30 protein-coding genes and 1 pseudogene are annotated in these 26,261 nt (G+C 67.2%); 22 read left to right on the top strand and 9 right to left on the bottom strand.

From position 1 onward, the window contains the following. Both BUA29_RS09105 and sufT read right to left on the bottom strand, forming a co-directional pair. On the bottom strand, window positions 1-230 hold a 230-nt coding region (locus BUA29_RS09105), incomplete at its 3' end, for a helix-turn-helix domain-containing protein (RefSeq protein WP_218587176.1). 341 nt (window positions 231-571) lie between these two features. Beyond that, entirely contained in the window at window positions 572-1,126 is a 555-nt protein-coding gene (sufT, locus tag BUA29_RS09100; RefSeq protein WP_072756265.1) for a putative Fe-S cluster assembly protein SufT, read from the bottom strand. Window positions 1,127-1,237: 111 nt separating this feature from the next. On the opposite strand from sufT, the gene BUA29_RS09095 reads away from it, so the two are divergent. Further along, window positions 1,238-1,675: a hypothetical protein gene (locus tag BUA29_RS09095; RefSeq protein ID WP_072756264.1), complete on the top strand. Its 438-nt coding sequence runs from the start codon at window positions 1,238-1,240 to the stop codon at window positions 1,673-1,675. Here the strand turns inward: BUA29_RS09095 and BUA29_RS09090 are convergent. Both BUA29_RS09090 and BUA29_RS09085 read right to left on the bottom strand, forming a co-directional pair. Next, window positions 1,641-3,029, bottom strand: a complete 1,389-nt coding sequence (locus tag BUA29_RS09090; protein WP_072756263.1) for an NAD(P)(+) transhydrogenase (Re/Si-specific) subunit beta — start codon at window positions 3,027-3,029, stop codon at window positions 1,641-1,643. The genes BUA29_RS09095 and BUA29_RS09090 overlap by 35 nt on opposite strands. After that, window positions 3,026-3,322, bottom strand: a complete 297-nt coding sequence (locus tag BUA29_RS09085) for an NAD(P) transhydrogenase subunit alpha part 2 (RefSeq protein WP_072756262.1) — start codon at window positions 3,320-3,322, stop codon at window positions 3,026-3,028. Before BUA29_RS09085 ends, BUA29_RS09090 begins: the two co-directional genes overlap by 4 nt. 146 nt (window positions 3,323-3,468) lie before the next feature. Here BUA29_RS09085 and BUA29_RS09080 point away from each other — a divergent pair, with 146 nt between their 5' ends. The 4 genes from BUA29_RS09080 to BUA29_RS09065 all read left to right on the top strand — a co-directional run bounded on the left by BUA29_RS09080 (window position 3,469) and on the right by BUA29_RS09065 (window position 5,383). Then, complete coding sequence (locus BUA29_RS09080; RefSeq protein ID WP_072756261.1) at window positions 3,469-3,810, top strand: hypothetical protein; 342 nt, start codon at window positions 3,469-3,471, stop codon at window positions 3,808-3,810. A 144-nt stretch (window positions 3,811-3,954) separates the two neighbouring features. Continuing rightward, window positions 3,955-4,530 (top strand): RNA polymerase sigma factor, encoded by a 576-nt coding sequence (locus BUA29_RS09075; protein WP_143148872.1) that lies wholly within the window; start codon window positions 3,955-3,957, stop codon window positions 4,528-4,530. Next, entirely contained in the window at window positions 4,527-4,931 is a 405-nt protein-coding gene (locus BUA29_RS09070; protein WP_072756260.1) for a hypothetical protein, read from the top strand. Before BUA29_RS09075 ends, BUA29_RS09070 begins: the two co-directional genes overlap by 4 nt. After that, window positions 4,928-5,383 carry a DUF3106 domain-containing protein gene (locus BUA29_RS09065; protein WP_072756259.1) on the top strand — a complete coding sequence of 152 codons (456 nt, stop codon included), beginning with the start codon at window positions 4,928-4,930 and terminating at the stop codon, window positions 5,381-5,383. The genes BUA29_RS09070 and BUA29_RS09065 overlap by 4 nt, the downstream gene beginning before the upstream one ends. A 34-nt stretch (window positions 5,384-5,417) precedes the next feature. Here the strand turns inward: BUA29_RS09065 and BUA29_RS09060 are convergent, their stop codons facing one another. Then, window positions 5,418-6,509 carry an NAD(P) transhydrogenase subunit alpha gene (locus tag BUA29_RS09060; protein WP_072756258.1) on the bottom strand — a complete coding sequence of 364 codons (1,092 nt, stop codon included), beginning with the start codon at window positions 6,507-6,509 and terminating at the stop codon, window positions 5,418-5,420. Between the two features lie 159 nt (window positions 6,510-6,668). Between BUA29_RS09060 and BUA29_RS09055 the strand changes: the two genes are divergently transcribed. From BUA29_RS09055 to BUA29_RS09045, 3 genes are all read left to right on the top strand, one after another. Continuing rightward, window positions 6,669-7,241, top strand: a complete 573-nt coding sequence (locus tag BUA29_RS09055; protein ID WP_072756269.1) for a nitroreductase family protein — start codon at window positions 6,669-6,671, stop codon at window positions 7,239-7,241. Beyond that, window positions 7,238-8,146 carry a 5'-3' exonuclease gene (locus BUA29_RS09050; protein ID WP_072756257.1) on the top strand — a complete coding sequence of 303 codons (909 nt, stop codon included), beginning with the start codon at window positions 7,238-7,240 and terminating at the stop codon, window positions 8,144-8,146. Before BUA29_RS09055 ends, BUA29_RS09050 begins: the two co-directional genes overlap by 4 nt. Before the next feature lie 69 nt (window positions 8,147-8,215). Continuing rightward, window positions 8,216-8,758 (top strand): NUDIX hydrolase, encoded by a 543-nt coding sequence (locus tag BUA29_RS09045; protein WP_072756256.1) that lies wholly within the window; start codon window positions 8,216-8,218, stop codon window positions 8,756-8,758. A 56-nt stretch (window positions 8,759-8,814) separates the two neighbouring features. Here BUA29_RS09045 and pip read toward each other — a convergent pair whose 3' ends face one another. Together pip and prmC are read right to left on the bottom strand one after the other, a co-directional pair. After that, on the bottom strand, window positions 8,815-9,762 hold the full coding sequence (gene pip, locus BUA29_RS09040; protein ID WP_072756255.1) for a prolyl aminopeptidase: 948 nt from the start codon (window positions 9,760-9,762) through the stop codon (window positions 8,815-8,817). Window positions 9,763-9,836: 74 nt separating this feature from the next. Then, complete coding sequence (gene prmC, locus BUA29_RS09035) at window positions 9,837-10,661, bottom strand: peptide chain release factor N(5)-glutamine methyltransferase (protein WP_072756254.1); 825 nt, start codon at window positions 10,659-10,661, stop codon at window positions 9,837-9,839. A 194-nt stretch (window positions 10,662-10,855) separates the two neighbouring features. Here prmC and ahpC point away from each other — a divergent pair, with 194 nt between their 5' ends. The 4 genes from ahpC to BUA29_RS09015 all read left to right on the top strand — a co-directional run bounded on the left by ahpC (window position 10,856) and on the right by BUA29_RS09015 (window position 15,057). Then, the gene (gene ahpC / locus BUA29_RS09030; protein WP_072756253.1) at window positions 10,856-11,455 is read left to right on the top strand and encodes an alkyl hydroperoxide reductase subunit C; all 600 of its coding nucleotides are present in this window, start codon (window positions 10,856-10,858) and stop codon (window positions 11,453-11,455) included. Between the two features lie 300 nt (window positions 11,456-11,755). Further along, complete coding sequence (gene ahpF / locus BUA29_RS09025) at window positions 11,756-13,330, top strand: alkyl hydroperoxide reductase subunit F (RefSeq protein ID WP_072756252.1); 1,575 nt, start codon at window positions 11,756-11,758, stop codon at window positions 13,328-13,330. A 179-nt stretch (window positions 13,331-13,509) separates the two neighbouring features. After that, window positions 13,510-14,409, top strand: a complete 900-nt coding sequence (gene oxyR / locus BUA29_RS09020; RefSeq protein ID WP_072756251.1) for a DNA-binding transcriptional regulator OxyR — start codon at window positions 13,510-13,512, stop codon at window positions 14,407-14,409. A 12-nt stretch (window positions 14,410-14,421) separates the two neighbouring features. Next, window positions 14,422-15,057: a hypothetical protein gene (locus BUA29_RS09015; RefSeq protein WP_072756250.1), complete on the top strand. Its 636-nt coding sequence runs from the start codon at window positions 14,422-14,424 to the stop codon at window positions 15,055-15,057. 18 nt (window positions 15,058-15,075) lie between these two features. Here BUA29_RS09015 and BUA29_RS09010 read toward each other — a convergent pair whose 3' ends face one another. Further along, a complete protein-coding gene (locus tag BUA29_RS09010) occupies window positions 15,076-15,351 on the bottom strand; it encodes a putative signal transducing protein (protein ID WP_072756249.1) in 276 nt (91 codons plus the stop codon). Window positions 15,352-15,441: 90 nt separating this feature from the next. Between BUA29_RS09010 and BUA29_RS09005 the strand changes: the two genes are divergently transcribed. From BUA29_RS09005 to grxD, 5 genes are all read left to right on the top strand, one after another. Beyond that, window positions 15,442-17,181: a glutamine--tRNA ligase/YqeY domain fusion protein gene (locus tag BUA29_RS09005; RefSeq protein WP_072756248.1), complete on the top strand. Its 1,740-nt coding sequence runs from the start codon at window positions 15,442-15,444 to the stop codon at window positions 17,179-17,181. A gap of 13 nt (window positions 17,182-17,194) precedes the next feature. Further along, window positions 17,195-17,758, top strand: coding sequence for a nucleoside deaminase (locus BUA29_RS09000; protein WP_072756267.1), 564 nt, complete (start codon window positions 17,195-17,197; stop codon window positions 17,756-17,758). Continuing rightward, window positions 17,754-18,803, top strand: coding sequence for a 23S rRNA (cytidine(2498)-2'-O)-methyltransferase RlmM (rlmM, locus tag BUA29_RS08995; protein ID WP_072756268.1), 1,050 nt, complete (start codon window positions 17,754-17,756; stop codon window positions 18,801-18,803). Before BUA29_RS09000 ends, rlmM begins: the two co-directional genes overlap by 5 nt. 27 nt (window positions 18,804-18,830) lie before the next feature. Further along, window positions 18,831-19,448 carry an SGNH/GDSL hydrolase family protein gene (locus BUA29_RS08990; protein WP_072756247.1) on the top strand — a complete coding sequence of 206 codons (618 nt, stop codon included), beginning with the start codon at window positions 18,831-18,833 and terminating at the stop codon, window positions 19,446-19,448. Between the two features lie 81 nt (window positions 19,449-19,529). Beyond that, the gene (gene grxD / locus BUA29_RS08985) at window positions 19,530-20,453 is read left to right on the top strand and encodes a Grx4 family monothiol glutaredoxin (protein ID WP_072756246.1); all 924 of its coding nucleotides are present in this window, start codon (window positions 19,530-19,532) and stop codon (window positions 20,451-20,453) included. 74 nt (window positions 20,454-20,527) lie between these two features. Here the strand turns inward: grxD and BUA29_RS08980 are convergent, their stop codons facing one another. Then, complete coding sequence (locus BUA29_RS08980; RefSeq protein WP_072756245.1) at window positions 20,528-21,304, bottom strand: AMP nucleosidase; 777 nt, start codon at window positions 21,302-21,304, stop codon at window positions 20,528-20,530. Window positions 21,305-21,439: 135 nt separating this feature from the next. Between BUA29_RS08980 and BUA29_RS08975 the strand changes: the two genes are divergently transcribed. The 5 genes and pseudogenes from BUA29_RS08975 to BUA29_RS08955 all read left to right on the top strand — a co-directional run bounded on the left by BUA29_RS08975 (window position 21,440) and on the right by BUA29_RS08955 (window position 26,221). Continuing rightward, window positions 21,440-22,822, top strand: coding sequence for an amidohydrolase (locus BUA29_RS08975; RefSeq protein WP_072756244.1), 1,383 nt, complete (start codon window positions 21,440-21,442; stop codon window positions 22,820-22,822). Beyond that, window positions 22,819-24,111 carry an amidohydrolase family protein gene (locus tag BUA29_RS08970; protein ID WP_072756243.1) on the top strand — a complete coding sequence of 431 codons (1,293 nt, stop codon included), beginning with the start codon at window positions 22,819-22,821 and terminating at the stop codon, window positions 24,109-24,111. The genes BUA29_RS08975 and BUA29_RS08970 overlap by 4 nt, the downstream gene beginning before the upstream one ends. Before the next feature lie 88 nt (window positions 24,112-24,199). After that, window positions 24,200-25,139, top strand: a pseudogene (locus BUA29_RS08965) (DegV family protein). Window positions 25,140-25,191: 52 nt separating this feature from the next. After that, window positions 25,192-25,533: a hypothetical protein gene (locus tag BUA29_RS08960; protein ID WP_072756242.1), complete on the top strand. Its 342-nt coding sequence runs from the start codon at window positions 25,192-25,194 to the stop codon at window positions 25,531-25,533. Further along, window positions 25,499-26,221 carry an adenine nucleotide alpha hydrolase gene (locus BUA29_RS08955; RefSeq protein ID WP_245770533.1) on the top strand — a complete coding sequence of 241 codons (723 nt, stop codon included), beginning with the start codon at window positions 25,499-25,501 and terminating at the stop codon, window positions 26,219-26,221. The genes BUA29_RS08960 and BUA29_RS08955 overlap by 35 nt, the downstream gene beginning before the upstream one ends. Window positions 26,222-26,261: the final 40 nt, after the last annotated feature.

Raw genomic sequence — 26,261 nt, 5'->3', positions numbered from 1 at the left:
CTGCGGATTTCCGCCACCAGCCGTGGGTCGGTCTTGGGCGTGCGCCGGCGTTTGGGCGCGCAGGATCGAGCGGCCAAGGCGGCGGGATTGCCGCCCTGTTCGCGCAGGGCCTGCTTCCACCGGTAGAGCGTGCGCCGGGACACGTCGAAGGCGTCTTGGGTGGCTTTGAGGCCGTGTGTGCCCCAGAAGCGCAGGATGTGCAGCCTTCGTTGGGCGTCTTTGGGGGTCATTGCCCAAAGATGACCCAAGGCGGCTATTCGATAGAACCCCCGGATTCGGTACCCGGCATGGTGCACTTGCATGGCGCTCCTCCTGCTTCGAAGGAGTGCCAAAGGTGTTTGAACTTATGCAGCACCAAGCGGAATGTATTTATTCCTCTTAGTTATCAATCGGCGATCGCCATTGATTTTTCTGCTTGACAGCCATCACACCAGCCCGTGGCAAGTCGTCCAAGCAATGCTTGCCAGCCCCATTCATGCTGCACCGCAACACAACAATCACCGACGCAATGCGTCACTTTGTGCCGTAAAGCACTCGCGCCCCCGCCCGTTCAGGTCGGGTACCCGTGGGCTCACAGCATCCCGGTTTCCAGCTTGGCCAGATCCGACATCATGGTCTGGTTCCAGGGCGGATCGAACACCAGCTCGATATCGGTCTCGGTGACGGTGGGGATCAGCTCCAGCTTGCTACGCACATCGCTGACCAGGATCTCGCCCATGCCGCAGCCGGGTGCGGTCAGCGTCATCCGCACCCGCACGCCACGCCCTTGCTCACTGTCCGGGCGATACAGCTCGACCAGATACACCAGCCCCAACTCGACGATGTTGACCGGGATCTCGGGGTCGAAACAGGTGCGCAGCTGCTCCCAGACCAACCGTTCGACATCGGCATCCGTGGCGCCTTCCGGCAGAGTGGGAGGCGTCATCGGTTCCTTGCCGATGGCATCACCGTCCTGGCCGGCGATCCGCACCAGGTTGCCCTCGACATACACCGTCCAGCTCCCGCCCAGCGCCTGGGTGATATAGCCCACGGTGCCGGCCGGCAACGTCACCACGTCGCCCTGTGGCACCAAGACGGCGTTGCAATCGCGCTCGAAGCGGACGGGTTCGCTGCTGCGGGAATACATGACGGGCGTGACACCGACGAAGGCTTGAATCCGTACCATTCTAGTCCAGATCGGGTTGCCCGTCTGCGCCGGCGATGGGATGATCGCCGCCCCTGACGCCCGCCTCGTCGCATGCCCTCTGCTCCCGCCCGCCGCTGGTATGCCCTGCCGTTGCTTGCGCTTGGCGCCGCGGGCGCTGCTGCTGCGTGGCTGTTACTGGCCCTGGCGCTCGACCGACAATGCGCCTGGCTGGCGCCGCTGGTGGCGCTGGACATGGTGCTGCTGTTGCGCCTGGCGCACTGGCGTGCAGGCTGGATCCGTGCCGGCTGGGCGCTGCTGGCCACGGCCATGGTGATCGCCGCTGCCAACGTGCTGATCGCCGCCGGCCAGATCGGTGCAAGCCTAGGCCTGCATACCTTGGAGTCGGTCCGCCTGATCGGCCCCCACTACGCCTGGCTGCTGATCGGGCTGGCCAATCGCCCGATCGACCTGCTGCTGTACGGCGTCGGTCTGCTGGTGGCCGTCGCCAGCGGGCTCAGTGGCCGCCGTCCAGCGCCTTCAGCTCGCTGACCAGAGCATTAGCCACCTCGGCGCCATCGCCATAGAGCATGCGCGTGTTGTCGGCATAGAACAGCGCATTCTCGATCCCGGCAAAGCCCGTGCCCTTGCCGCGCTTGATCACGATGACGTTGCGGGCGTTGACCACATCCAGAATCGGCATGCCGTAGATCGGGCTGGTCGGGTCAGTTTTGGCGACCGGATTGACCACATCGTTGGCCCCGATCACCAGCGCCACGTCGGTGTTGGCGAACTCCGGGTTGATGTCGTCCATGTCGGCGATCAGGTCATACGGCACGCCCGCTTCGGCCAACAGCACGTTCATGTGACCCGGCATGCGGCCGGCCACCGGGTGGATGGCGAACTTGACCTTCACCCCGCGCTCTAAAAGCCGCTGCGCCAGCTCCCAGATTTTGTGCTGGGCCTGCGCCACCGCCATGCCATATCCCGGCACGATCACCACCCGCTCGGCATAGGCCATCATCGCCGCCGCATCGGCGGCTTCGATCGCCTTCATGCTGCCGGCGATGGTCTGTCCCGCCCCGGCACTGGCGCCGAAATCGGAGAACAGCACGTTCTTGATGCTGCGGTTCATGGCCTTGGCCATCAGCCGGGTCAGCAACAGACCGGCAGCACCGACCATGGTGCCGGCGATGATCAGCGCATCGATCCCCAGCACATACCCTTCGAACGCCACCGCCAGACCGGTGAACGCGTTGTAGAGGGAAATCACCACCGGCATATCGGCGCCACCGATGGGCAACGTCATCAGCACGCCCAGCAGCAACGCCAACACGAAGAACGCGATGGTCCATGGCAGTGCCAGGGTCAGCAGCGCCATGGCGCCACAGCCCACCGCGGCAACGGCGATGAGCGCGTTGAACCACTGCTGGCCTGGGAAGGTGTAGCGCTTGTCCATGCGCCCGTCGAGCTTGGCCCAGGCGATCATCGAGCCGGTCAGCGAAACGGCTCCGATCAGCGCACCGAGCACCGCCAGCAGCAGGGCCACCGGCGTCTGGCTGGCTGCACGCTCACCCGCCGCCCGGATCAGCTCCATCGCCCCGATTGCTGCGGCGCTGCCGCCACCCATGCCGTTGAACAGGGCCACCATCTGCGGCATGTCGGTGATCGGGACGCGCTTGCCCCAGACCCAGTTCAGGACGATGCCGATTGCCATCGCCGCCACCATCAGCCCCAGGTTGTGCAAGCCCGGCAGGAAGAAGGTGGCGATGACCGCAATCAACATGCCCACGCCCGCCCACTGGATGCCGCTGCGCGCGGTCTTGGGGCTGGCCATGCGCTGCAGGCCGAGCAGGAACAGCGTGGCGGCGACGAAGTAACTCAGCTGCACCACAGGTGTGCTCATTTGCCGCCCTCCTGCTTGCTGGACTTGAACATCTCCAGCATGCGCTCGGTCACCACGTAGCCGCCGGCGGCATTCCCCGCACCCAGCAGCACGGCAAGAAACCCCAGCCCCTGCTCCAGCGGCGTCTGGGCATGGCCCAGCACGATCATGGCGCCGATCAGCACGATGCCATGAATGAAGTTGGAGCCCGACATCAGCGGCGTATGCAGGATCACCGGCACCCGCGCAATGATCACGTTTCCGGCGATCGCCGCCAGCATGAAGATGTACAGCGCTACGAACCCGTCGCCCATCGCCCCGTCTCCAGCCCCGACTGGCCAGGATCATAACCGCCCCTGAACAGGGCAGGAAGCAGGTCAACCTCACCCCACATGCCGCGTTGACTGGCTGCAACCGCGAAGGTTGCGTGCCGACATCCCCCGTTCACAAGGAGAGCCCCATGTCACGTTGCACCTATCTCTTGCCCCTGCTGCTTGCCATCAGCCCCGTCGCCCTGGCGCAGAGCACCCCGCCCGATCGCGGCGACCGCATCGAACAGCGGCTTGACCAAAAGGGCGACCGTATCGAGCAGCGGCTGGACAACAAAGGCGATCGCATTGATGCCCGCCTTGATCAGCGCGCCACCCATGCCGAAGCAAACGGCCATCCAGAGCGTGCAACCCGGCTGGACGCCAAGGGCGACCGCATCAATCAGCGTCTGGACCAAAAAGGTGCGCGCATCGATGCCCGCCTCGACCAACGCGGCGCACGGCTCAATCGCCGCTGGGATCGCCGGCACTGAACACGCCCCGCGCCCAATTAGGACTGGTCAACCGATTCCGCACACGGGCGTTATGACGGTGTAAGCCCAACGAAAGGGTTTGCTGGCCAAGGACGGCCGGCGTCTTTGCCGACGCATCCCGATACCGCTGCCCGCCAGGTCACCATGTTGCTGCTCGCTCCCGATAAGCTTGCGCCGGTGAATGCCGACTCTCCGCCACCGCGTGCGCCCGCCGCCTCCCTTGAGGACTTCCTGCGCCAGGTTGAAGCGCGCGCGTTCCGGTTTGCCGAGATCAACCTGCGACAGCGCGAGGACGCACTGGACGCGGTGCAGGATGCGATGCTGAAGATGCTCGGCTACCGCGACCGACCGGCCCAGGAATGGCCGCCGCTATTCTGGAGCATCCTGCGCAACCGCATCACCGACATGCAGCGTCGGGCCTTGTTCCGGCTGCGCTGGCTGCTACCTGACACGGACGGCCGCGACGGGGAGACGATCGACTGGGCCGACGCCGGCCCCGACCCGGCGCGTCATCATGCCGACCGCGAGGCGTGGACGCAGATCGTGACCGCCCTGCGCCGGCTGCCTGCGCGCCAGCGCGAAGCATTCACCCTGCGCGTGCTGGAAGAACTGGACGTGGCCGATACCGCACGCATCATGGGCTGCAGCGAAGGCTCGGTGAAAACCCACCTGTCGCGCGCCCGCGAGGCGTTGCAACGACACCTGGAGGCATTGCGATGACCCATCCGCATTCCGATCCTGCATCCACCGATGCCCGCACACTGCTGCTGGAAGCCCGGCTGCGCGCCCACCACGCCATCGCGCTGGATCGGCTGTCGCCGCGGCTACGGGCAGAGCTGGCGCAGCGCCGCAATGCCGCCCTGCACGGGCACGCCCGCACCCGCGCACCCGCCCTGCCGCGATTGCGGCTGATCGCCGCGGCCTGCGCCACGCTCGCCGCGCTGGCCGTGGGCCTGCATTTGCAGACGACGCCGCCACCGGCCGCCCCGACCACCGTGGCGGATACGCCCGCCACGCCGTCTGCCCATGCCCCGGCCACCCTGCTGGACGAAGACCCCGAGTTCTACGCCTGGCTGGGCGCCAACGACGCCCGCCCGCTCACGCTGGAGCCAACCCGATGAACCGCCTGACCACCGTCTCCCTGCTCGCCCTGGTGCTGTCACCGGCCCTGGCCTGGGCCCAGCAGACATCGCCGCAATATCCGGAATGGGACAAACTCAGCCCCGCCCAGCGTGAGGTGCTGCTGGCGCCGCTGCGGGACCGCTGGAACAGCAACCCCGACGAGCGCGCCCGCATGTTCGAGCGCGCCCAGCGCTGGCAACAGATGCCCGCCGAGCAGCGCCAACGCGCCCGCGAGGGCCTGCGTCGCTGGGAGCAGATGCCTGAGGATCAGCGGCAACAGGCGCGCGCCTTGTTCCATGCCGTGCGCGGCATGGATCCGCAGGCACGCCGCGCCTTCCTGCAGCAATGGCAGCAGATGACGCCACAGCAGCGCGCCGACTGGATGCACACCCACCCGGCACCGCCGCCGCCAACTCCACCTGCGCCTCCGTCTGCGCCAGCCAAACCGTAAGCAAGTCCAGCCGTCGCCGTCGGGAATCCCCGCGTCAGGCCGCAGACGGAGGCTCCGGCCAGACCGTCTTGGCCAGCAGTTCGTCGCTCCAATCGAAGACCAGCCTGCCCTCTTTCAGCAGCAGCAGCGCGAAGTTGTACAGATTGCGCGCATACATCTCGCTGGCATGGATCGCACCCAGGGAGGGCAGGTTGAGCGGGCCGGCCACGGTGACGCCGTTACTGTCGATGGTGTCGCCGGGACGGGTGAGCTCGCAGTTGCCGCCGGTTTCCGCCGCCAGATCCACGATCACGCTCCCTGGCTTCATCCCCGCCACCATCGCCGCGGAGATGATCCGCGGTGCCGGACGCCCTGGCACCGCCGCCGTGCAGACTACGACATCGATCCCTTTCAGATGGTCGGCCAGACGCTGCTGCTGCAGCGCACGCTCCTCCTCGGTGAGTGGCCGCGCATAGCCGCCCTCGCCCACCGCCGACACACCCAGGTCGAGAAAGCGGCCACCTAACGATTCGATCTGCTCGCGCGTCTCCGGACGCACGTCGAAGCCTTCCACCTGCGCGCCCAGCCGTCTGGCGGTGGCAATGGCCTGCAGCCCCGCCACGCCTGCGCCGATCACCAGCACCTTCGAAGGCCGAATGGTGCCGGCCGCGGTGGTCAGCATGGGGAAAAAGCGGGGGGCCAGCTGGGCGGCAATCAACATCGCCTTGTAGCCGGCCATGCCGGCCTGGGAGCTGAGCACGTCCATCGCCTGCGCACGGGTGGTGCGCGGCAGCCGCTCCAGCGGAAACGCGATCAGACCGCGAGCACGTATGGCCTCGGCCCGGGCGGGATCCGCCTGCGGATGCAGCATGCCCACCAACACCGCACCGGGCTTGAGCGTGGCCAACACCGCCGGCTCCGGCGGCTGCACACACAACACCAGATCGGCCTCGGCCAGGGCCTGCGGGTCGAGCACCGCCCCGGCGTCCGCATACGCCTGATCGGAAAAATGCGCACCCACACCCAGGCCGGGCACGATACGCACCTGCGCCCCTGCCGCCGTCAGCTTGCGACACGTCTCTGGCGTCAGCGCCACCCGCCGCTCGCCAGCCGCCGTTTCCCGCGTCACGCCCACGATCACTGCCATCGCACGCTCCCCATCGCACTCGTTGCCGTGCCGGCATCGTAGCGCCAGGACGCCGCCAATCAACTCCACCGGCCCGCCCACGCCCCTTGTGCCTATGTGCGTCAGCAGCCGCGTGCGGCCGTTTCCTACAATGGCCGCTTCATCGCAGAGCATTCCTCCATGCTGACCCTGACCGCCCTCGACCAGCGCCGCTCCACCCCGACCCGCCAGCTCGCCGCACCGGGGCCGTCCCATGACCAGCTGCTGCGCATGCTCCGCACCGCCGTGCGGGTGCCCGACCATGGCAAGCGGGTGCCGTTCCGGTTTCTGCGCATTGCCGATCAGGCCCGCACTGCGCTGGCCGACGCCGCCGTCGCCCGCCTGCGCGCGCGCGAGCCCGATGCCAGCGCCGCCCAGATCGAAAAACTGCGCAGCCGCTTCACCCAGCCGCCGCTGACCCTGGCGGTGATCGCCCAGCAAGGGCCGGACGAAAGCATCCCGGCGGAAGAACGCTTTGCCACGGCGGCCTGCGTCTGCCTGCTGCTGCTTCAGGCCGCCCAGGCCGAAGGCTTCGGCGCGCAGTGGCTGACCGGCTGGCTGGCCTATGACCGCCCGTTTCTGGAAGGCGTGCTGGGGCTGACCAGCGACGAGCGACTGGTCGGCACCATCGCCATCGGCACCCCGCAGGTGCAGGCCCCCGAACGCGAGCGCCCGGATCCGGCCGCACTCCTGCAAGACTGGACCGGGGCATGAACACCACGCCCAAGCCCACCCTGCACCTGGTGGATGCCTCGCTGTACGTGTTCCGCGCCTGGCATTCGATGCCGGACGCATTCCACGATGCCGACGGCTGGCCCACCAATGCCGTGCACGGCTTTGCCCGTTTTCTGCTGGATCTGCTGGAGCGCGAGCGCCCCCAACACATCGCCATCGCCTTCGACGAGGCGTTGGATGGCTGTTTCCGCAATGCCCTCTACCCCGCCTATAAGGCCAATCGCGACCCGGCACCCCCCGAGCTGCGTCGCCAGTTTGCCTGGTGCAAGGCGCTGTGCCGGGCACTGGGTCTGACCACCCTGGCACACCCGGCCTACGAGGCCGATGACCTGATCGGCAGCGCGGCAGCACGGGCGCGGCAGGCCGGCTTCCGCTGCGTCATCGTCTCCGCCGACAAAGACCTCTCGCAGCTGCTTGACGGCCACGACGAGCAGTACGACTTCGCCCGCGGCGAACGCTGGAGCGCCGATGGTGTGCGGGCGCGCCACGGCGTGCATGCCCACCAGATGGCCGACTACCTGGCCCTGACCGGCGATGCGGTGGACAACATTCCAGGCATCCAGGGCATCGGCCCGCGTACCGCCGCCCGCCTGCTGGCCCATTTCGGCTCGCTGGACGGGCTGTTGGCACGGCTGGACGAACTGCCGCAGCTACGCCTGCGCGGCGCCGCGCAACTGGCCCAGCGCCTGCACGCGCAGCGTGCCCAGGCGCTGCTGTGGCGCCAGCTGACCACCATCGCCCTCGATGCCCCCTTACCGGAGGGGCTGTTCGTCCGCGAGCGCGGCGATCCGGACGAACTGCAGGCACTGGCCGACTGGGTGGGGCTGGGCCCGCTGACCCGTCGGCGACTGGCGCAGACCGCCGGGTTGACCCTCCAGGGCTAGACCCACCCATCCTGGGAACACGCCCGCACACGACTGCCCGCTGTCACCCGCCTGCGCTAGCATCCGCACATGGACGACTCCCGACAGATCCTGCACGAAGGGCACTGGCTGCGGCTGGTACGGATCGGCCATTGGGAATCCTGCGAGCGCGTGCACGGCCAGGGCATGGCAGTGATCGTGATCGCCGTGACGCCGGCCGACGAGGTGCTGTTCGTCGAGCAATACCGCATCCCGCTGGGCGCACGCACCATCGAGATGCCGGCTGGCCTGGTCGGTGACGAGCGCCAGGATGACAGCCTGCTGGAGGCCGCCCGCCGCGAGCTGATCGAAGAAACCGGCTGGGCCCCGGGCCGACTGGAGCTGTTGCTGACCGGCCCCACCAGCGCCGGGCTGACCAACGAGCGGATTGCCTTCGTGCGCGCCCGCGACCTGGTCCGGGTGGGGCAAGGCGGCGGGATCGGCGACGAGGCCATCACCGTCCACGCCGTGCCGCGCCAGCAGGCGCCGCGCTGGCTGATGCAGAAAGCGGCCGAAGGCTATGAGCTCGACCTCAAGCTCTGGGCCGGGCTGTGGATGATCGAGCACAACCCGGACGGCAGCCCGGCAACCTGACCCTGCTCAGGCACGCACCAAACGCTCCGCCCCCACAACGGAACGGGCCAGACGCCTCAAAGCGTGGCGAAGCGGTCGGTGGCCGTGACCAGCGCATCCACGTTTTCGTCCTCGAACGCCGAGTGCCCGGAAGTCGGGCTGATGATCAGCGAGGCGCGCGGCCAGACTGCATGCAGGTCGAACGCGTTCTGCAGCGGGCAGACGACGTCGTAGCGCCCGTGCACGATCACCCCGGGGATGTCGGCGATGCGATGGGCGTCGCGCAGCAACTGGCCCTCTTCCTCGAAAAAACCACCATGCACGAAGTAGTGGTTCTCGATGCGGGCAAAGGCCAGCGCAAACTGCGGGTCACCGTGGGTCTGGGTGTAATCGTCCGGGATGCGCAGGTAGCTGGTGGCGCCTTCCCAGATGCTCCAGGCGCGGGCAGCGGCAAGCCGCACCTGCGGATCCTCCGAGGTCAGCCGACGGTAGTAAGCCCCGATCAGATCGGCGCGCTCCACCGGCGGGATCGCCGCCAGATAGTGCTGCCAGGCATCCGGGAACAACCGGCTGGCACCTTCCTGATAGAACCACTCAAGCTCCCAGCGCCGCAGCAGGAAGATCCCGCGCAGCACCAGTTCGGTGACCCGCTGCGGATGCGTCTCGGCATAGGCCAGCGCCAGCGTCGAACCCCAGCTACCGCCGAACACCTGCCAACGCGCGATCCCCAGATGCTCACGCAGGGCTTCCATGTCAGCGACCAGATGCCAGGTGGTGTTATCGACGAGGTCGGCATGCGGCGTACTGCGGCCAGCACCACGCTGATCGAACAACACGATGCGGTACTTGGCCGGATCGTGGAAACGCCGCATCTTCTCGTTGCAGCCCGCCCCCGGCCCACCGTGCAGGAGCACCACCGGCTTGCCCTGCGGATTACCGCATTCCTCCCAATACAAGGTGTGACGGGCATCCACCGCCAACCGGCCGGTGCGATAGGGTTCGATCTCGGGATACAGACTACGCATGTGACCTTGGGGATAACAGGAAGGCTGCGCCATTGTAGGCCCTGCATCTTGAGGACGTGACCAAGTACTTGCCATCAGCGACGCCCAAGGGTCACCCGTTCGCGCTGTTCCAGATCACAGACGCTGGTAACGTCACGAAAGCCGGCCGCGTGCAGCAGTGCCCGTACTGCCTCGCCCTGCTGCCAGCCGTGCTCCAACAGCAGCCAGCCGCCTGGGCGCAGATGCGCCGGGGCGTGGGCCACGATGGTTCGTAGCGCGACCAGCCCATCGGGCCCGGAGGCCAGCGCCAGCATCGGCTCGAATCGTAGGTCTCCCTGGGCCAGGTGCGGGTCATCGCCGGCGATATAGGGCGGGTTGCTGACGATCAGATCGAACCGCTCCCCGGCCAGCGGCGCCAGCCAGTCGCCCTGACAGAAGCGCACATTGCCAAGCCCCAATCGACGGGCATTGCTCTGCGCAATCCGAAGCGCCGCGGCGCTGAGATCGGTGGCCACCACCTGCGCGTGCGGGCGCTCTTTGGCAATCGCCAGCGCCACCGCCCCGCTGCCGGTTCCCAGATCGGCCACCGTCGCCGTGGCCGCCACGGGCAGGCGGAGCAGGGCCTGTTCGACCAGCACCTCGGTATCTGCACGCGGAATCAGCACCGCTGGGCTGACCTCCAGATCCAGGCTCCAGAAGCCTTGCCGGCCGGTCAAATACGCCACCGGTTCACCGGCCGCACGACGCATGAGCAGGGCGTGATAGCGCGCCGCGGCCTCTGTGGACACCGGGGCCTCCGGATGCGCATACAGCCAGCCGCGGGAACAGCCCAGCACATGCGCCAGCAGGTATTCGCGATCGACGGCATCGATCTGCGGCACGCCCCCACGCAACAACTCGCCCACGCTGACCGACGTCATACCGGCCCCGGCGTGGCCGCGACAGCACGGGGCGGCGTGCGGGCAAGAGGCGGCACGCCAGTGCGGCGATGCACTTTTGTCATAGGTAAATGCTATTGGAATGATTGAAACGATTTGTTTGCCAGATTACGGGGAGGCGCCTAATCTAGCCATCACCTTCCTCCCCCCCCCAAACAACTCAAGGAGAGCAACGCATGAGCCAGATTGAAATCACCACCCAGATCGAGCGCCGGCCGCTGATCAACACCCGCATCCCGTCCTTCAAGGTGCAAGCCTACCGCGAAGGCAAGTTCATCGAGCTGACCGAGAAGGATCTGCTTGGCAAGTGGTCGGTGCTGATCTTCATGCCGGCCGCCTTCACCTTCAACTGCCCGACCGAGATCGAAGATGCGGCCGAGCACTACGCCGAGTTCCAGAAGCTGGGCGCCGAGGTCTATGTCATCACCACCGACACCCACTTCTCGCACAAGGTGTGGCATGAGACCAGCCCGGCGGTGGGCAAGGCCAAGTTCCCGCTGGTCGGCGACCCCGCGCACCAGCTGACCCGCGCGTTTGGCGTGCACATCGATGAAGAAGGCCTGGCCCTGCGCGGCACCTTCATCATCAACCCGGATGGTCTGATCAAGACCATGGAAGTGCACGACAACGCGATCGCCCGCGATGTCACCGAAACCCTGCGCAAGCTGAAGGCGGCCCAGTACGTGGCATCCCACCCGGGCGAAGTGTGCCCGGCCAAGTGGAATGAAGGCGCCAAGACGATCAAGCCGTCGCTGGATCTGGTCGGCAAGATCTAACGCACGACGCCATCAACCGCACCCTCTCCTTCCCGGAGAGGGCTGCGGGAAGCCGGCCCTAGCCGCCTTCCCGCAGCCCTTTCCAGCCCAGGCGCATCGGCAAGGTTGGGCCTGCCCGCCCAACGCCACGACGCATATCGCGCCCAGGCATGGCCGGCAGCGGAATCACCCAAGCCCTTGCCTCAGCCCTGCTCCGCAGGCTGACCCAACCAACCGGCAAAGCCCTGTTGCTGTGCTGCGCGTCGCCATGCGCAGCAGCCCTCGTGCTGCCCCTCTTTCTTACTTTTCCGGAGGCACCCCATGTTGGATGAAACCCTCAAGACTCAACTCGCCAGCTATCTGGACATGCTGCGTGAACCGATCGAACTGGTCGCTGCACTGGACGATTCCGACGCTTCGCGCGAGCTCGACGAACTGCTGAGCGAGATCGCCGCGCTGTCGCCGAAGATCACCCGCGTACCCGGCAACGACACCCGCACGCCGTCGTTCCTGATCCGCCGCGCGGGCAGCGACGTGCAGGTGGGCTTTGCCGGCATCCCGCTGGGGCATGAGTTCACCTCGCTGGTGCTGGCGCTGCTGCAGGTGGGCGGCCACCCGGTGAAGATCGACGCGGCGCTGGCCCAGCAGGTTCGGGACCTGCCGGGCGACTATGTCTTCGAAACCTACATGTCGCTGCATTGCCAGAGCTGCCCGGACACGGTGCAGGCGCTGAACGCCATGAGCGTGCTCAACCCACGCATCCGCCACACCGCCATCGACGGCGCGCTGTTTCCGGACGAGGTCCAGGCGCGCCAGATCCTGTCGGTGCCGACGGTCTATCTCAACGGCCAGCTGTTTGATGTCGGTCGCATGAGCATCGAGCAGATCGTTACCAAACTCGACACTCAGGCCGCCAGCCGTGCGGCCGAGGCGCTCAATGCGCGTGAACCCTACGACGTACTGGTGATCGGTGGCGGCCCCGCCGGTGCCGCTGCGGCCATCTATGCCGCACGCAAAGGCATTCGCACGGGCCTGGTCACCGAGCGCTTCGGCGGCCAGGTGCTGGACACCCTGGGGATCGAGAACTTCCCGTCGGTGGAATACACCGAAGGCCCGAAGCTTGCCGCCTCGCTGGAAGCCCATGTGCGCAGCTATGCCGTCGATTTGATCAGCGCCCAGCGCGTGCAGACGCTGCATCCGGCCGAGCAGGACGGCGACCTGGCCACCGTGACACTGGAAAGCGGCGCCAAGCTTCAGGCGCGGACGGTGATCCTGGCACCCGGCGCACGCTGGCGTCAGACCGGTGTCCCCGGTGAAGCCGAATACCGCACCCGCGGCGTGACCTTCTGCCCACACTGCGACGGCCCGCTGTTCAAGGGCAAGCCGGTGGCGGTGATCGGCGGTGGCAATTCCGGCGTCGAGGCCGCCATTGATCTGGCTGGAATCGCCAGCCACGTCACCCTGCTGGAGTTCGAAAGCCGTCTGCGTGCTGACGAGGTGTTGCAGCGCAGGCTGCGCAGCCTGCCCAACGTCACCGTGCAGGTGAACGCACAGACCACCGAAATGCTCGGCGATGGCAGCAAGCTGACCGGGCTGCGCTTCATCGATCGAAGCACCGGGCAAACCCGGGATCTGGACGTGGCGGGCGTCTTCGTCCAGATCGGCCTGCTGCCCAATACCGACTGGTTGAAGGGCACGGTGGATCTCTCGCCGCGCGGCGAAATCATCATCGATGAGCGTGGCCAGACCAGCGCACCGGGCGTGTTTGCCGCTGGCGATGCCACCACCGAGCCTTACAAGCAAATCGTGGTGGCGATGGGCGCTGGCGCCACGGCCGCACTGTCGGCCTTCGACCACCTGATCCGCACCCCGATCAACACCGCGGCAGCGGCCTGATCCAAGGGATGCGCGCCGCGTCTGGAGAGTGCCGGGCTCGGCGTCATCAACACCTGCAAGAGGATGTTGGCCACACCCAAACCGCCCAGACAGACACACACCCGACGTGGTATGCGACGATCACCGCGCCTGCTGCGTAGGCGGCGGGTGCGGGCGTAAGACCCGTGTGGAGGCCGGCAATGAACCTGCGCGATCTGAAGTACCTGGTGGCCCTGGCTGATCTGCGCCATTTCGGCAGGGCGGCCGATGCCTGCTTTGTCAGCCAGCCCACGCTGTCCACCCAGATCCGCAAGCTGGAAGAGGAACTGGGCGTGACGCTGGTGGAACGCGCCCCGCGCAAGGTGATGCTCACCCCTGCCGGCCAGGATGTGGTGGCACGGGCGCGCCGGATCATCGCCGACGTCGAGGAAATGAAGGCCGCCGCACGCCGCAGCCATGACCCGGCCTCCGGTACCCTGCGCCTGGGCGTGTTCCCCACCCTGGGGCCCTACCTGTTGCCGCACGTCGTCCCTGCGCTACGGCAGGCGTTCCCCCGGCTGGAGCTGCTGCTGGTGGAAGAAAAAAGCGACGTGCTGTTACAGCGCCTGCGCGATGGCCAGCTCGACGCCGCGCTGCTGGCGCTGCCACTGCACGACGACCAGTTGCATGCGCAGTTCCTGTTCGAGGAACCCTTTGTCCTGGCCGCCCCCGAACACCACCCGCTGGCACAGGCCAAACAGCTGCACGTCGACGCGCTGGGGCAGGAAACATTGCTACTGCTGGAAGACGGCCACTGCCTGCGTGACCAGGCACTGGACGTGTGCCGGATGGCCGGGGCGCAGGAAAGATCCGGGTTTCGTGCCACTAGCCTGGAAACCTTGCGACAGATGGTCGCGGCCGGGGTCGGGGTGACCCTGCTGCCCGCGCTGTCGGTGCGTGCGCCGGTGGCACAACCCGCCGGCATTCGGCTGGTGCCGTTCGCACCGCCAGCCCCCACGCGCAAGATCGCCATGGTCTGGCGCAAATCGTCCGCGCTGGATGGCTTTCTGGGCCAGGTCGCCGATGTCATCGGCCGTCAGGCGCGCGAACAGCTGCATTGACCGCCCTGCCCGATGCCGCGCCTTCGCACCGTCATCCTTGTCACGCTCGCCTGTCTGGCACTGGCCTGGTGGCTGGCCCACCCACGCCTGCCACGACCGGCCGCCGCGGGCCTGCCACCGGCTTGCCCGCTGCCGCCGCAAACCCGGCCAGGTGAACCGCCGCTGCAAACCGATGTGCCATCGGAGCTGCGCCTGCCTGCGCTCGGCCAGGCCCGGCTGAGTGCGCTGGCCGGCTTCAGCGTGGTGGCGCGCGTGCTGGGGCGCGAGGACTACCGGTTCGGCCACGAAGCCGAGTTTTCCCCCACCGACCTTGCCCTGGGCTGGGGTCGGATGGCTGACCCGGCGGTGTTGGCACGGCTGACGATCCGCCAGGGCGGCCGCTGGTACCACTACCGCTGGCAGGGCACGCCGCCGATTCCCCCCGACGAAATCGTGCGTAGCAGCGCCAACATGCACATCATCCCGGCCGATGCCGGGGTTGCCCAGGCGCTTGCCAGCGTCCGCCCGGAGCAGACCATCCAGGTGGACGGCTGGCTGGTGCGGATCGACGACGCCAACGGCTGGCGCTGGGTCAGCTCGCTACGTCGTGACGACAGCGGCAACGGCGCCTGCGAGCTGGTCTACGCCTGCCGGATCACGGTGCTGTAAGCCCACAGTCCAGTGCGCTCATCCCGGGCTGCCCTCGGGCATCCCGGTCGGCCCGTCCGCTGCCGGCACATCCTCCGCCCCCAGGGCGTCCAGCCCCAAGGCCGCGATGACCGCACGCGCCCGCGGTACCGCGACATCGGCCACCATCACCGCCACCAGCCCGAACACCCCCAGCTCACCCAACCCACCCACCAGCGCCTCGCCGCGCACGAACGCAGGAATGCCCGCCTGCTCCAGCGCATGCTTGACCAGATGGGCATCGATCAGATGGGCGGCTTCATACACGGTGCGCATGGTGTTTCCAGGGTTGGGCGCAATGCCGGGCGCCAGTCCAGACCGGCTCGGATACACTACAGCGTTTCCTTTCCGTCAGGGTCTGCAACCGTGTCCGACGCACCGGCAACCGCCGAGACTTCCCCCCGCACCGACTTCATCCGCCAGATCGTCCGCGAGGATCTGGCCTGCGGCAGGCACACCGCGATCAAAACCCGCTTCCCGCCGGAGCCCAACGGCTACCTGCACATCGGCCATGCCAAAGCGATCTGCCTGGATTTCGGCATCGCCCAGGAATTCGGCGGCACCTGCAACCTGCGGCTGGACGACACCAACCCGGCCAAGGAAGACCCCGAGTACGTGCGCGCCATCCAGGAGGACGTGCGCTGGCTTGGGTTTGAATGGGCCAGCCTGCGCCATGCCTCGGATTATTTCGAGGTGTTCTATCTCGCGGCCGAAAAACTGATCCGCCAGGGCGATGCCTACGTCTGCGACTTAAGCCCCGACGAGGTGCGCGCCTACCGCGGCACGCTGACCGAGCCCGGCCGCAACTCCCCTTACCGCGACCGCAGCGTGGAGGAAAACCTCGACCTGTTCCACCGCATGCGTGCGGGCGAGTTCCCGGACGGTGCGCGCACCCTGCGCGCCAAGATCGACATGGCCAGCGGCAACATCAACCTGCGCGACCCGGCGCTGTACCGGATCAAGCACGTGCCGCACCAGAACACCGGCGACGCCTGGTGCATCTACCCGATGTACGACTTTGCACACTCGCTCAGCGACGCCATCGAAGGCATCACCCATTCGCTGTGCACGCTCGAGTTCGAGGATCACCGCCCGCTGTATGACTGGTGCGTGGACAAGGTGGATCTGGCCGGCCATCCCGAGCTACTGGCACCATTGCTGGCCAAGGGGTTCCCGAATGAAGCAGGCAAGCCGCGCCAGATCGAGTTCTCGCGCCTGAACTTCAACTACACCGTGCTCAGCAAGCGCAAGCTGCTGGCGCTGGTGGAAGCCGGCCTGGTCGATGGCTGGGACGACCCACGCATGCCCACCCTGCAAGGCATCCGCCGGCGCGGCTACACCCCGGCGGCGTTGCGCCTGATGGTCGAGCGGGTGGGCATCAGCAAGCAGAACTCGGTGATCGACCTGTCGGTGCTGGAAGGCGCGCTGCGCGACGATCTCGACGCCCATGCGCCGCGCCGGATGGCGGTGCTCGACCCGCTGCGGCTGGTGATCGTCAATCTGCCCGACGACCATCAGGAAATGCTGCGCTTTGCCAACCACCCCAAGGATGCCGCGCTGGGTGAGCGCGAAGTGCCGTTTGCGCGCGAGCTGTGGATCGAGCGCGATGATTTCGCCGAGGTTCCGCCGCCTGGCTTCAAGCGCCTGACCGTGGGCGGTGAGGTTCGTCTGCGCGGCGCCGGCATCATTCGCTGCGATGAAGCCATCAAGGATGGCGACGGCCGGGTGATCGAACTGCGCTGCACCCTTGATCCCACCTCGCGTCCCGGCATGGAAGGCGCCAACCGCAAGGTCAAGGGCACCGTGCACTGGGTGAGTGCCCGCCACGCCGTCCCGGCCGAAATCCGCCTGTACGACCGTCTGTTCTCGGTTCCCGACCCCGACGCCGACGAGGCCGGCCGGAGCTACCGCGACGTGCTCAATCCGGAATCGCGCCGGATCATGCACGGCTATGTGGAACCCGCCGCCGCCCAGGCCCAGCCGGAACAGTCGTTCCAGTTCGAACGGCTGGGGTATTTCGTCGCCGACCGTCACGACCATCGCCCCGAAGCGCCGGTGTTCAACCGCAGCGTGACGTTGCGCGACACCTGGGCCAGCAAGGGCTGAATCCAACATGCCGATGCCTCTACCCGCCCAGCTCCACCTGACCCTGCCGGTGTGGGCGCTGACGCTGGATCTGAACGGACGCGACTTTTCCACCGATGCGGCCAAGGTCGCGTTTGCCATCGAGCTGGCCCGACGCAATCTCGAACACGGCAGCGGCGGCCCGTTCGGCGCCGCCGTGTTCGGCCCGCAGGATCAGGTGCTCGCCATCGGGGTCAATCGCGTCGTGCCCCAGAGCTGCTCGCTGGCCCATGCCGAGATCATGGCCTACATGCTGGCGCAGCAACGCCTGCAGCAGTTCCGGCTCAATGCCCTGGGCGGCCCGATCACCCTGGCCACGTCCGCCCAGCCATGCTGCCAGTGCTACGGTGCCACCGTCTGGGCCGGGATCGATCGCCTGCTGATCGGCGCACGCAGCGAAGACGTCGAGGCACTGACCGATTTCGACGAAGGCCCGTTGCCCGCCGACTGGATCGGCGAGCTGCAACGGCGCGGCATCGACGTCGTGCGCGACCTGGAACGGGATGCCGCATGCGCGGTGCTGAAAGCCTATGGCGAACAGGGCGGCCCCCGCTATTGACGGCCTGCTGGGCTACTGCCGGCAGGGCTTCGAGCCGGAGCTGGCGGCCGAGCTGGGTGAGCGCGCCGCAGCCGCAGGCCTTGTCGCACACGCCCGCACCGAACGCGGCAGCGGCCATGTGCTGCTGGTGTGCGACGCCGGGGATGGCGATGCCCTGGAACGGGCGCTGCCGTTGACCCGGCTGATCTTTGCCCGGCAGAAGCTGCGCCTGCTCGGCGCTTTGTCGGGACTGGATCCACGTGACCGGATCGGCCCCATCCTCGCCCACCTGCACGGCCATTCCAGTTTCGGCACCGTCTGGGTCGAACACCCAGATACCGACACCCACAAACCACTGGCCAGCCTGGCTCGCGCCCTGGGCAATGCACTGCGCCCGGCCCTGCGTCGTGCCGGCCTGCTCACCCCGGCCGAGCGCCCCGACCTGCCACGTCTGCACGTCTGTCTGCTGGCCGGTGACCATCTGCTGCTGGCGCAAAGCAACCCAGACGACAGCGCCCCATGGCCACAAGGGGTGCCGCGCCTGAAGCTGCACGCCGACGCCCCCTCGCGCTCCGCCCTCAAACTGGAAGAAGCCCTGCTCGTCCTGCTCCACCCGGACGAGCGCCGGCAACGGCTGCGTGCCGGCATGCGGGCGGCCGACCTCGGCGCCGCGCCCGGCGGCTGGACCTGGGTGCTGACCCGGCACGGCCTGCACGTCACCGCCATCGACAATGGCCCGCTGCGTCCGCATGTGCTGGCCACCGGCCAGGTCGAGCACCTGCGCACCGACGGCTTCACCTGGCAGCCGCCGCAACCGCTGGACTGGCTGGTCTGCGACATGGTCGAACAACCGCGCCGGGTCACCGAACGGATGGCCACCTGGCTGCGTGAAGGCTGGTGCCGGCAGGCACTGTTCAACCTCAAGCTGCCGATGAAAAAGCGCTGGCAGGAAACCGTCCTCTGCCTCGATCTGCTGCGCGCCCAGGCCGGTCGCCCGCTGACCGTGCGCGCCCGCCAGCTCTACCATGACCGCGAAGAAATCACCGTGCTGGCCTGGCCCGGCTGATCTCCCCTCTCCAAGCAGGAGCCTCGCATGACCGCACTGCGCTACCTGGCATTGGGTGATTCCTACAGCATCGGCGAAGGCATCGCCGACGCTGGCCGCTGGCCGGTACAGCTGGCGCAGCGCCTGCACGCCGAGGGGATCACGCTCGCCCCCGTGCGCATCCTCGCCCAGACCGGCTGGACCACCGGCGAACTCGCCGCTGCGATGGACGCCGCCGAACCACTGGGCGACTGGGATTTCGTGTCGCTGCTGATCGGCGTCAACGACCAGTACCGGGGCCTGCCTCTGGCCGGGTACGCCCCGGCGTTCGATGCGCTGCTGCGACGGGCGATCGCGCTGGCCGGCCACCGCGCCGGGCGGGTGCTGGTGCTGTCGATCCCGGACTGGGGCGTGACCCCGTTCGCCCGCAGTGAGCTGCGCAGCCCGCGCCGGATCGCCGCAGAACTGGATGCCTACAACGCCACCGCCGCGACCTGCTGCGACCGCCTCGGTGTGGCCTTCGTCGACATCACCGGGATCAGCCGGGACTGCGGCGATGCCGCCGATATGCTGGCCAGCGACGGGCTGCATCCGTCCGCAGCGCAATACGCCCGCTGGGTCGAGGCCGCACTGCCGGTGGCGCGACGGTTGCTGATCGAGGCTTGACGGCTTGACCCGGATCCGCCGTGCGTACGCCGCGGCGGCGTAAAATCGCAGTCTTCTCCCCCCACGCATCCAAGGCCCCTCATGTCACTTGATCCCGCCCTGCGCGCCCGCATCGAATCCCTGCTGGCGCAACACCCCGTCCTGCTGTTCATGAAAGGCACGCCGGAGGCGCCGCAATGCGGGTTTTCCGCCCGCGCCGTGCAGGCGCTGGACGCCACCGGCGCCGAGTACGCCCACGTCAACGTGCTCACCGACCCGGAACTGCGCGAAGGCATCAAACTCTACGGCGACTGGCCGACCATTCCGCAGCTCTACATCCGCGGCGAGCTGGTCGGCGGCAGCGACATCATCACCCAGATGGCAGCAAGCGGCGAACTGCACGCCGCCCTCGGCCTGCCCGCGCCAGACCGTACTCCACCGCGCATCACCCTGACCCCGGCAGCGGCCACGAAAATCCAGCAGGCCCTTGCAGACGCCGGCGCCGACCACGCCCTGCAGATCGAGGTGGACCGCACCTTCAACGCACGCCTGCATCTGGCCCCGGTAAACCCGCAGGCGGTTGCCACCGAGTCCGCCGGAATCCGCATCCAATGCGATCCCGCCAGCGCCCGTCGCGCCGACGGCATGACCATCGACTGGGTGGAAGACGCCCGCGGCAAAGGGCTGGTGATCGACAACCCGAACGCACCGCCCAAAGTGCGCCCGATCACCCCGGCCCAGGCCGAGGAACGGGTCAAGGCCGGCACCCTCACCCTGGTCGATGTGCGCCCACTGGATGAGCGCCTGCTGGCGGAAGTGCCGGTGCCCTACCGCCATCTGGACGACGGGGTGGCCGAGCTGGAAGCCCTGCCGAAAGACACGCCGCTGGCCTTTTTGTGCCTGTCGGGCGGGCGCAGCGCGCAGGCAGCCGAGCATTTCCGCGCACTCGGTTTCCGCGAGCTCTACAACGTCCAGGGCGGCATCGCGGCGTGGTCGCTGTACGACCCGCGCGTGCCGCGCTACTGAACCTGCGAGGCTCCGCGCTCAGCGGCCGCACCGGCCTGCGCCCCATTCGGGCCAGGCCGGGCTGGGCGGCCGTCTTACTCGTCGAAACGCAGGTGACGCACCGACTTGCCATTGCGACGGATCAGCCGCAAGGCATCGATGCCCACCTGGATATGGCTGCGCACGAACTCCGCTGACACCTTGGCATCGCTGGCCTCGGTCTTGACCCCTTCCGGGATCATTGGCTGGTCGGACACCAGCAGCAACGCACCGCTGGGGATGCGGTTGGCAAATCCAGCCGCAAACACCGTCGCGGTTTCCATGTCGATGGCCATGCAACGCATCAAGCGCAGCTTGTGCTTGAACGCCTCGTCGTGCTCCCACACGCGCCGGTTGGTGGTGTACACGGTGCCGGTCCAGTAATCCAGCTCGTGGTCGCGGATGGTGGTGGAGATCACGCGCTGCAGGGCAAACGCGGGCAGCGCCGGAACTTCCGGCGGCAGATAGTCCTGACTCGTTCCCTCGCCGCGGATGGCCGCGATCGGCAGGATCAGATCCCCCAACTGGTTCTTGCGCTTGAGGCCGCCACACTTGCCCAGAAACAAAACCGCCTTGGGCATGACCGCGGTCAGCAGATCCATGATGGTGGCGGCGTTCGGACTGCCCATGCCGAAGTTGATCATGGTGATGCCATCGGCGGTGGCGCTGGGCATGGGTCGATCACTGCCGACGATCGGCGCCCCGGTCATCTCCGAAAAATGCTGCAGGTATCCACCGAAATTGGTCAGCAGTACATGCTGGCCGAACGCCTCCAGCGGCAGTCCGGTGTAGCGTGGCAGCCAGTTGTTGACGATCTCCTGTTTGGTTTGCATCCGTTTTCCTAGTGCTGTTTTCAGCGATTCTACTGCGCCCCCCGACAGACACCGCAGCCATGACCTCGGACACATGGCAGCAGACGCATGGCGCAGGTAGGGTGAGCCTGGCACTTGACCATGCCGAGGGATTCCATGCGCGTACTGACCACCGCCCTGCTTGCGGTGTTGCTGGTCGGCTGTGCCAGCACACCCACATCCTCGCAGGCGCCCGCCAAGCCTTACGATTTTGCGGCTGACCCGTATCCCAGCACCTATCGGCCGATCGCTTCGCCGCCGGTGCTGATCGAACATGCCACCGTGCTGACCGGCACCGGCACCCGGCTGGACGACGCCGATGTGCTGCTGCGTGATGGCCGGATTGCCGCCATCGGCCCGCACCTGGACGCCCCGGCCGATGCGCTGCGGGTGGATGCCCGCGGCAAATGGGTCACCCCCGGGCTGATCGACATCCACTCCCATCTGGGGGTCTATCCCAGCCCGGCCGTGAGCGCCCATAACGATGGCAACGAGGCCACCGCGCCGGTCACGCCCAATGTCTGGGCCGAGCATTCGGTCTGGCCGCAAGACCCGGGCTTTGCCACCGCCCTGGCCGGCGGCATCACCAGCCTGCAGATCCTCCCAGGCAGCGCCAACCTGATCGGCGGCCGCGGGGTCACACTCAAGAACGTGCCGGCCACCACCTACCAGGCCATGAAGTTCCCGGGCGCCCCCTGGGGGCTGAAAATGGCCTGCGGCGAAAACCCCAAGCGCGTCTACGGGCAAAAAGGCGGCCCCTCCACTCGCATGGGCAACGTCGCCGGTTACCGCGCCGCGTTTGCCGAAGCCGCCGAGTACATGAAGAAGCGCAAGGCCGGCGGCAAGAATGCCGAAGGCAAGCGCGACTACAAGAACGACACCCTGGCCGGCGCGATCAATGGCGACATCCGCGTCCACATCCACTGCTATCGCGCCGATGAGATGGCCACGATGCTGGATCTGGCCAAAGAGTTCGGCTTCAAGATCGCTGCCTTCCACCACGGTGTGGAGGCCTACAAGATCGCCGACCGACTGGCCGCAGAAGGCGTCTGCGGTGCGCTGTGGGCGGACTGGTGGGGGTTCAAGATGGAAAGCTTCGACGGCATCCAGGAAAACATCGCGCTGGTCGATCGTGTCCCCGGCGGCTGCGCCATCGTCCATTCCGACTCGGCCGAAGGCATCCAGCGGCTCAACCAGGAAGCCGCCAAAGTCATCGCCCATGCCCGCCTCGCCGGAATCGACATTCCGCCCGAACGGGCCATCCGCTGGATCACCGCCAATCCCGCCCGCGCCATGGGCATCCTTGATCAGACCGGCACCCTGGAGCCGGGCAAGATGGCCGACGTGGTGATCTGGAACGGCAACCCGTTCAGCAGCTATGCGCTGGCGGAACAGGTGTACGTGGACGGCGCCCGCCTGTATGACCGGCATGACCCGACGCGGCAACCGCGCTCGGATTTCCTGCTCGGCCAGACCGGTCTCGAAGGAGGTGTGCGATGAACCGCCCACTGCGTGTGCTGGCCTGGCTGACCGCCGGACTGCTCGCCGCATTGCCCGCCACCGCCCAGGACTGGCTGATCCGCAATGCCACCGTCCATACCGCTGATCGCGCCGGCACCCTGCCGGGTACTGACGTGCTGATCCGCAACGGCCGCATCGCCGCAATCGGGCGCGACTTGCCCGCCGGGCAGGCGCAGGTGATCGACGCTGGCGGCCGGCCACTTACCCCCGCGCTGTTCGGCGGCATCACCGACATCGGCGTGGAGGAAGTGTCCGGCGAATCGTCCACCGTGGACGCCGCCCTGGCTCTGGGTGCCAATGCGGCCGACATGCGTGTGCGGCCGGAGTTCGACGTCAGCCTGGCCTACAACCCGGACTCGGTGCTGGTTCCGGTGGCGCGCATCGAAGGCATCGGCTGGACCTTGCTATCGGCCGGCAGCCGCCCCGGCGGCTCGCTCATCGGCGGCCAGGGCGGGGTCGTGCGGCTGGACGGCAGCCTGGATGCCACCGGCCCTCGCGCCCTGTTCATCACCCTCGGCGGGGATGGCGCCAACTTGAGTGGCAGCTCGCGTGCAGCGCAATGGATGCTGCTGGATCAGCTGCGCGACGAAGCCCGCGGCAAGATCGCGCAGGAATCGCAGTTCGCCCTGCTGACACCGGCAGGGCGCGCCACCTTGTCCCGCTACTTCAATGGGCAAGGCCGGGTGATGGTGCGGGTGCAACGCGCATCCGACATCCTGCGCACGCTGCGCTGGGCGCAAAGCAACGGGCTGTCGATTGCGCTGGTCGGTGCCAGTGAGGGCTGGAAGGTGGCGCCGCAGATCGCCGCCGCCAAAGTGCCGGTGTTCGTCGATGCGCTGGCCAATCTGCCTGCTGATTTCGACGAACTTGGCGCCACCCTGGACAATGCCGCCCGCCTGCACGCAGCCGGGGTGCAAGTGGCGTTCTACCTAAGCGACGATGCCTCGCACAATGCCCGCAAGATTCGCCAGGTGGCTGGCAATGCCGTGGCACATGGACTGCCGTGGGAGGCCGCACTGGCAGGGCTGACCCGCATCCCGGCCGAGGTTCTGGGCGTGGATGGCCAGGTCGGCGCCCGCATTGCGCCGGGCCAGCGCGCCGACCTGGTGCTGTGGAGCGGGGATCCACTGGATGTGGCAAGTGTGGCCGAACGGGTCTGGCTGGATGGCAAACCGGTGCCCATGCGCAGCCGGCAGACCGAACTGCGGGATCGCTACCTGCATCCCGACACCGGGCTGCCACGGGCCTATCCCTCCCCCGCGCACTGACCATCAAGCGGCGCTGCAGCATGCATGCAGCGCCGACTTGCGGTAGTTTGCTCAACGTCGCCTATTCAGAGCCCAAAGGGGGGATCTCATGCGCATCGGCATCATCGTTGACTCGGCCTGTGACCTGCCAAACGACTTCCTCGAACGCGAACACATCACCATCCTGCCGGTCACCGTGCAGATCGGCCAAGCGGTTCTGGCCGACGTCCGCAACGAGGAAGCCACCATGAACTTCCTCACCGGCGAAACCGGGGCGCGCGTTCGAGGCCGAAACCACGCCGTTCACCGTGCAGCAGGTGCACGATCTGTTCCTCAACAAACTGGTGCTGGACTACGACTACGTGTTCTGCATCACCACCACCCGCACCCGCAGCGGCATCCACGACAACGCGGTGCAGGCCAGCTACACCATCCTCAACGATTACAAGCCGGTGCGTAGTGCGGCCGGTTTCAACACCCCGTTCATGCTGCGGGTGATCGACAGCCAGAACGTGTTCGCCGGGGTCGGCGTCCCGGTAGTCGAAGCCGCCCGCATGCGCGCCGCCGGTGAAACCCCGCCGCGCATCCGTGCCCATCTGGAGAATCTCGCCCGACACACCCACGGCTACATGGTCGCGCCCGATCTCAACTACCTGCGCAACCGCATCAAGAAGCGCGGCGACAAGAGCGTCAGCTTCCTCAGTGCCGCGCTGGGTACCGCGCTGGACATCAAGCCGATCCTGCACTGCAACCAGGGCGAGACCGAGCCCGTGGCCAAGGTCAAAGGCTTTGCCAATGCCAGCGAGCGCCTGTTCGATTTTGCCGCACGCCGGGTCAAGGCTGGGCTGTTTTCGCCCACCCTGTGCATGAGCTATGGCGGTCCGCTGGATGAGATGCGCAAGCTGCCTGGCTATGACCGTCTGCGCGAAGCCTGTGCCGCGAACAATGTCGAGGTGTACGAAAGCTTCATGGGGCTGTCGGGCCTGGTCAATGTCGGCAAAGGCGCACTGGTGGTCGCTTTTGCCTCGGAACACAAAGGCTTCGACTGATCCGGACCACCGCCCCCGTAGCGTCCTCCTGTCCTGATCACACGACTCACGCATGCCGACCCGCTATTACATCCGTCTGCCTGATCCCCCCGCCGCCCGCGGCCCGATTCCCGCCCTGGCCTTCCGCTCACACAGCGCCGAGGGCTTTGCCGAGGAACTGCAACACGCCCTGCGAACCCGCGATCTGTTCGACCGCTGGAGCGCACTGCAAGACGATCCGGACAATGTCGACCCAGCCTTGAGCAGCACCGATCCCGAGGCCATCGTGCATGGCACCCAGAGCGACTTACATGTCGACCTGATCGTGGACACCCGTCTGCCATCGACCGTTTTGCGCCAGCGCATGCAGCTGCTGGCCGGTGACCACTGGCAGCTGCGCGACGTCACGGCTTAAGGGCAGCAAACCGGTGCCGGCCGCACTGCTGTCCTGGAGTGGCGGCAAGGATGCCGCTTGGGCCTTGCACGTCCTGCGCCAACAGGGGACGTTCGAGGTCGTGGGATTACTGACCACCCTCACCGAAGGTTACGACCGCATCTCGATGCAGGGCATCCGCCGGGACGTGCTGTACGCCCAGGCCAATGCAGCCGATGTCCCGGTGCTCGAAGCCTGGATTCCCCCGTCCGCCGACAATGCGGCCTACATCGCCAGTTTCCGCGCTGCGCTGGAGCGCGCCCGTTCCCGCTGGCCCGGACTGACCCATATCGCGTTTGGCGATCTGCTCCTCGAGGATGTGCGGGCCTGGCGCGAAACGCTCTGCGCCGAGCTTGGCTGGACGCCACTGTTTCCCCTGTTTGCCAGCAATACCACGCATCTGGCCCGGCAGATGCTCAGCGCCGGCCTCAAGGCGCACCTATGCTGCGTGGACACCACCCGCTTAGATGCCCGTTTTGCCGGACACCCCTTCGATGCGGCGCTGCTGGACCAACTGCCAACCGGCATCGACCCCTGCGGCGAACACGGGGAATTTCATACCTGCGTCAGCGCCGGACCGATGTTTGCTGCCCCGCTCACGCTGCAGCCTGGCCCGCCCCTCCTGCGCGCCGGTCGGTTTGCGTACACAGATTTTTGGTGTTTGAGCTGACTGGCGCAGGCGTAGGGAGCGCGCAAGAAAAAACCCCCGC

Source organism: Thermomonas hydrothermalis (assembly GCF_900129205.1).
GTDB lineage: Bacteria > Pseudomonadota > Gammaproteobacteria > Xanthomonadales > Xanthomonadaceae > Thermomonas > Thermomonas hydrothermalis.
This window is presented reverse-complemented; position numbering and strand designations above follow the sequence as displayed.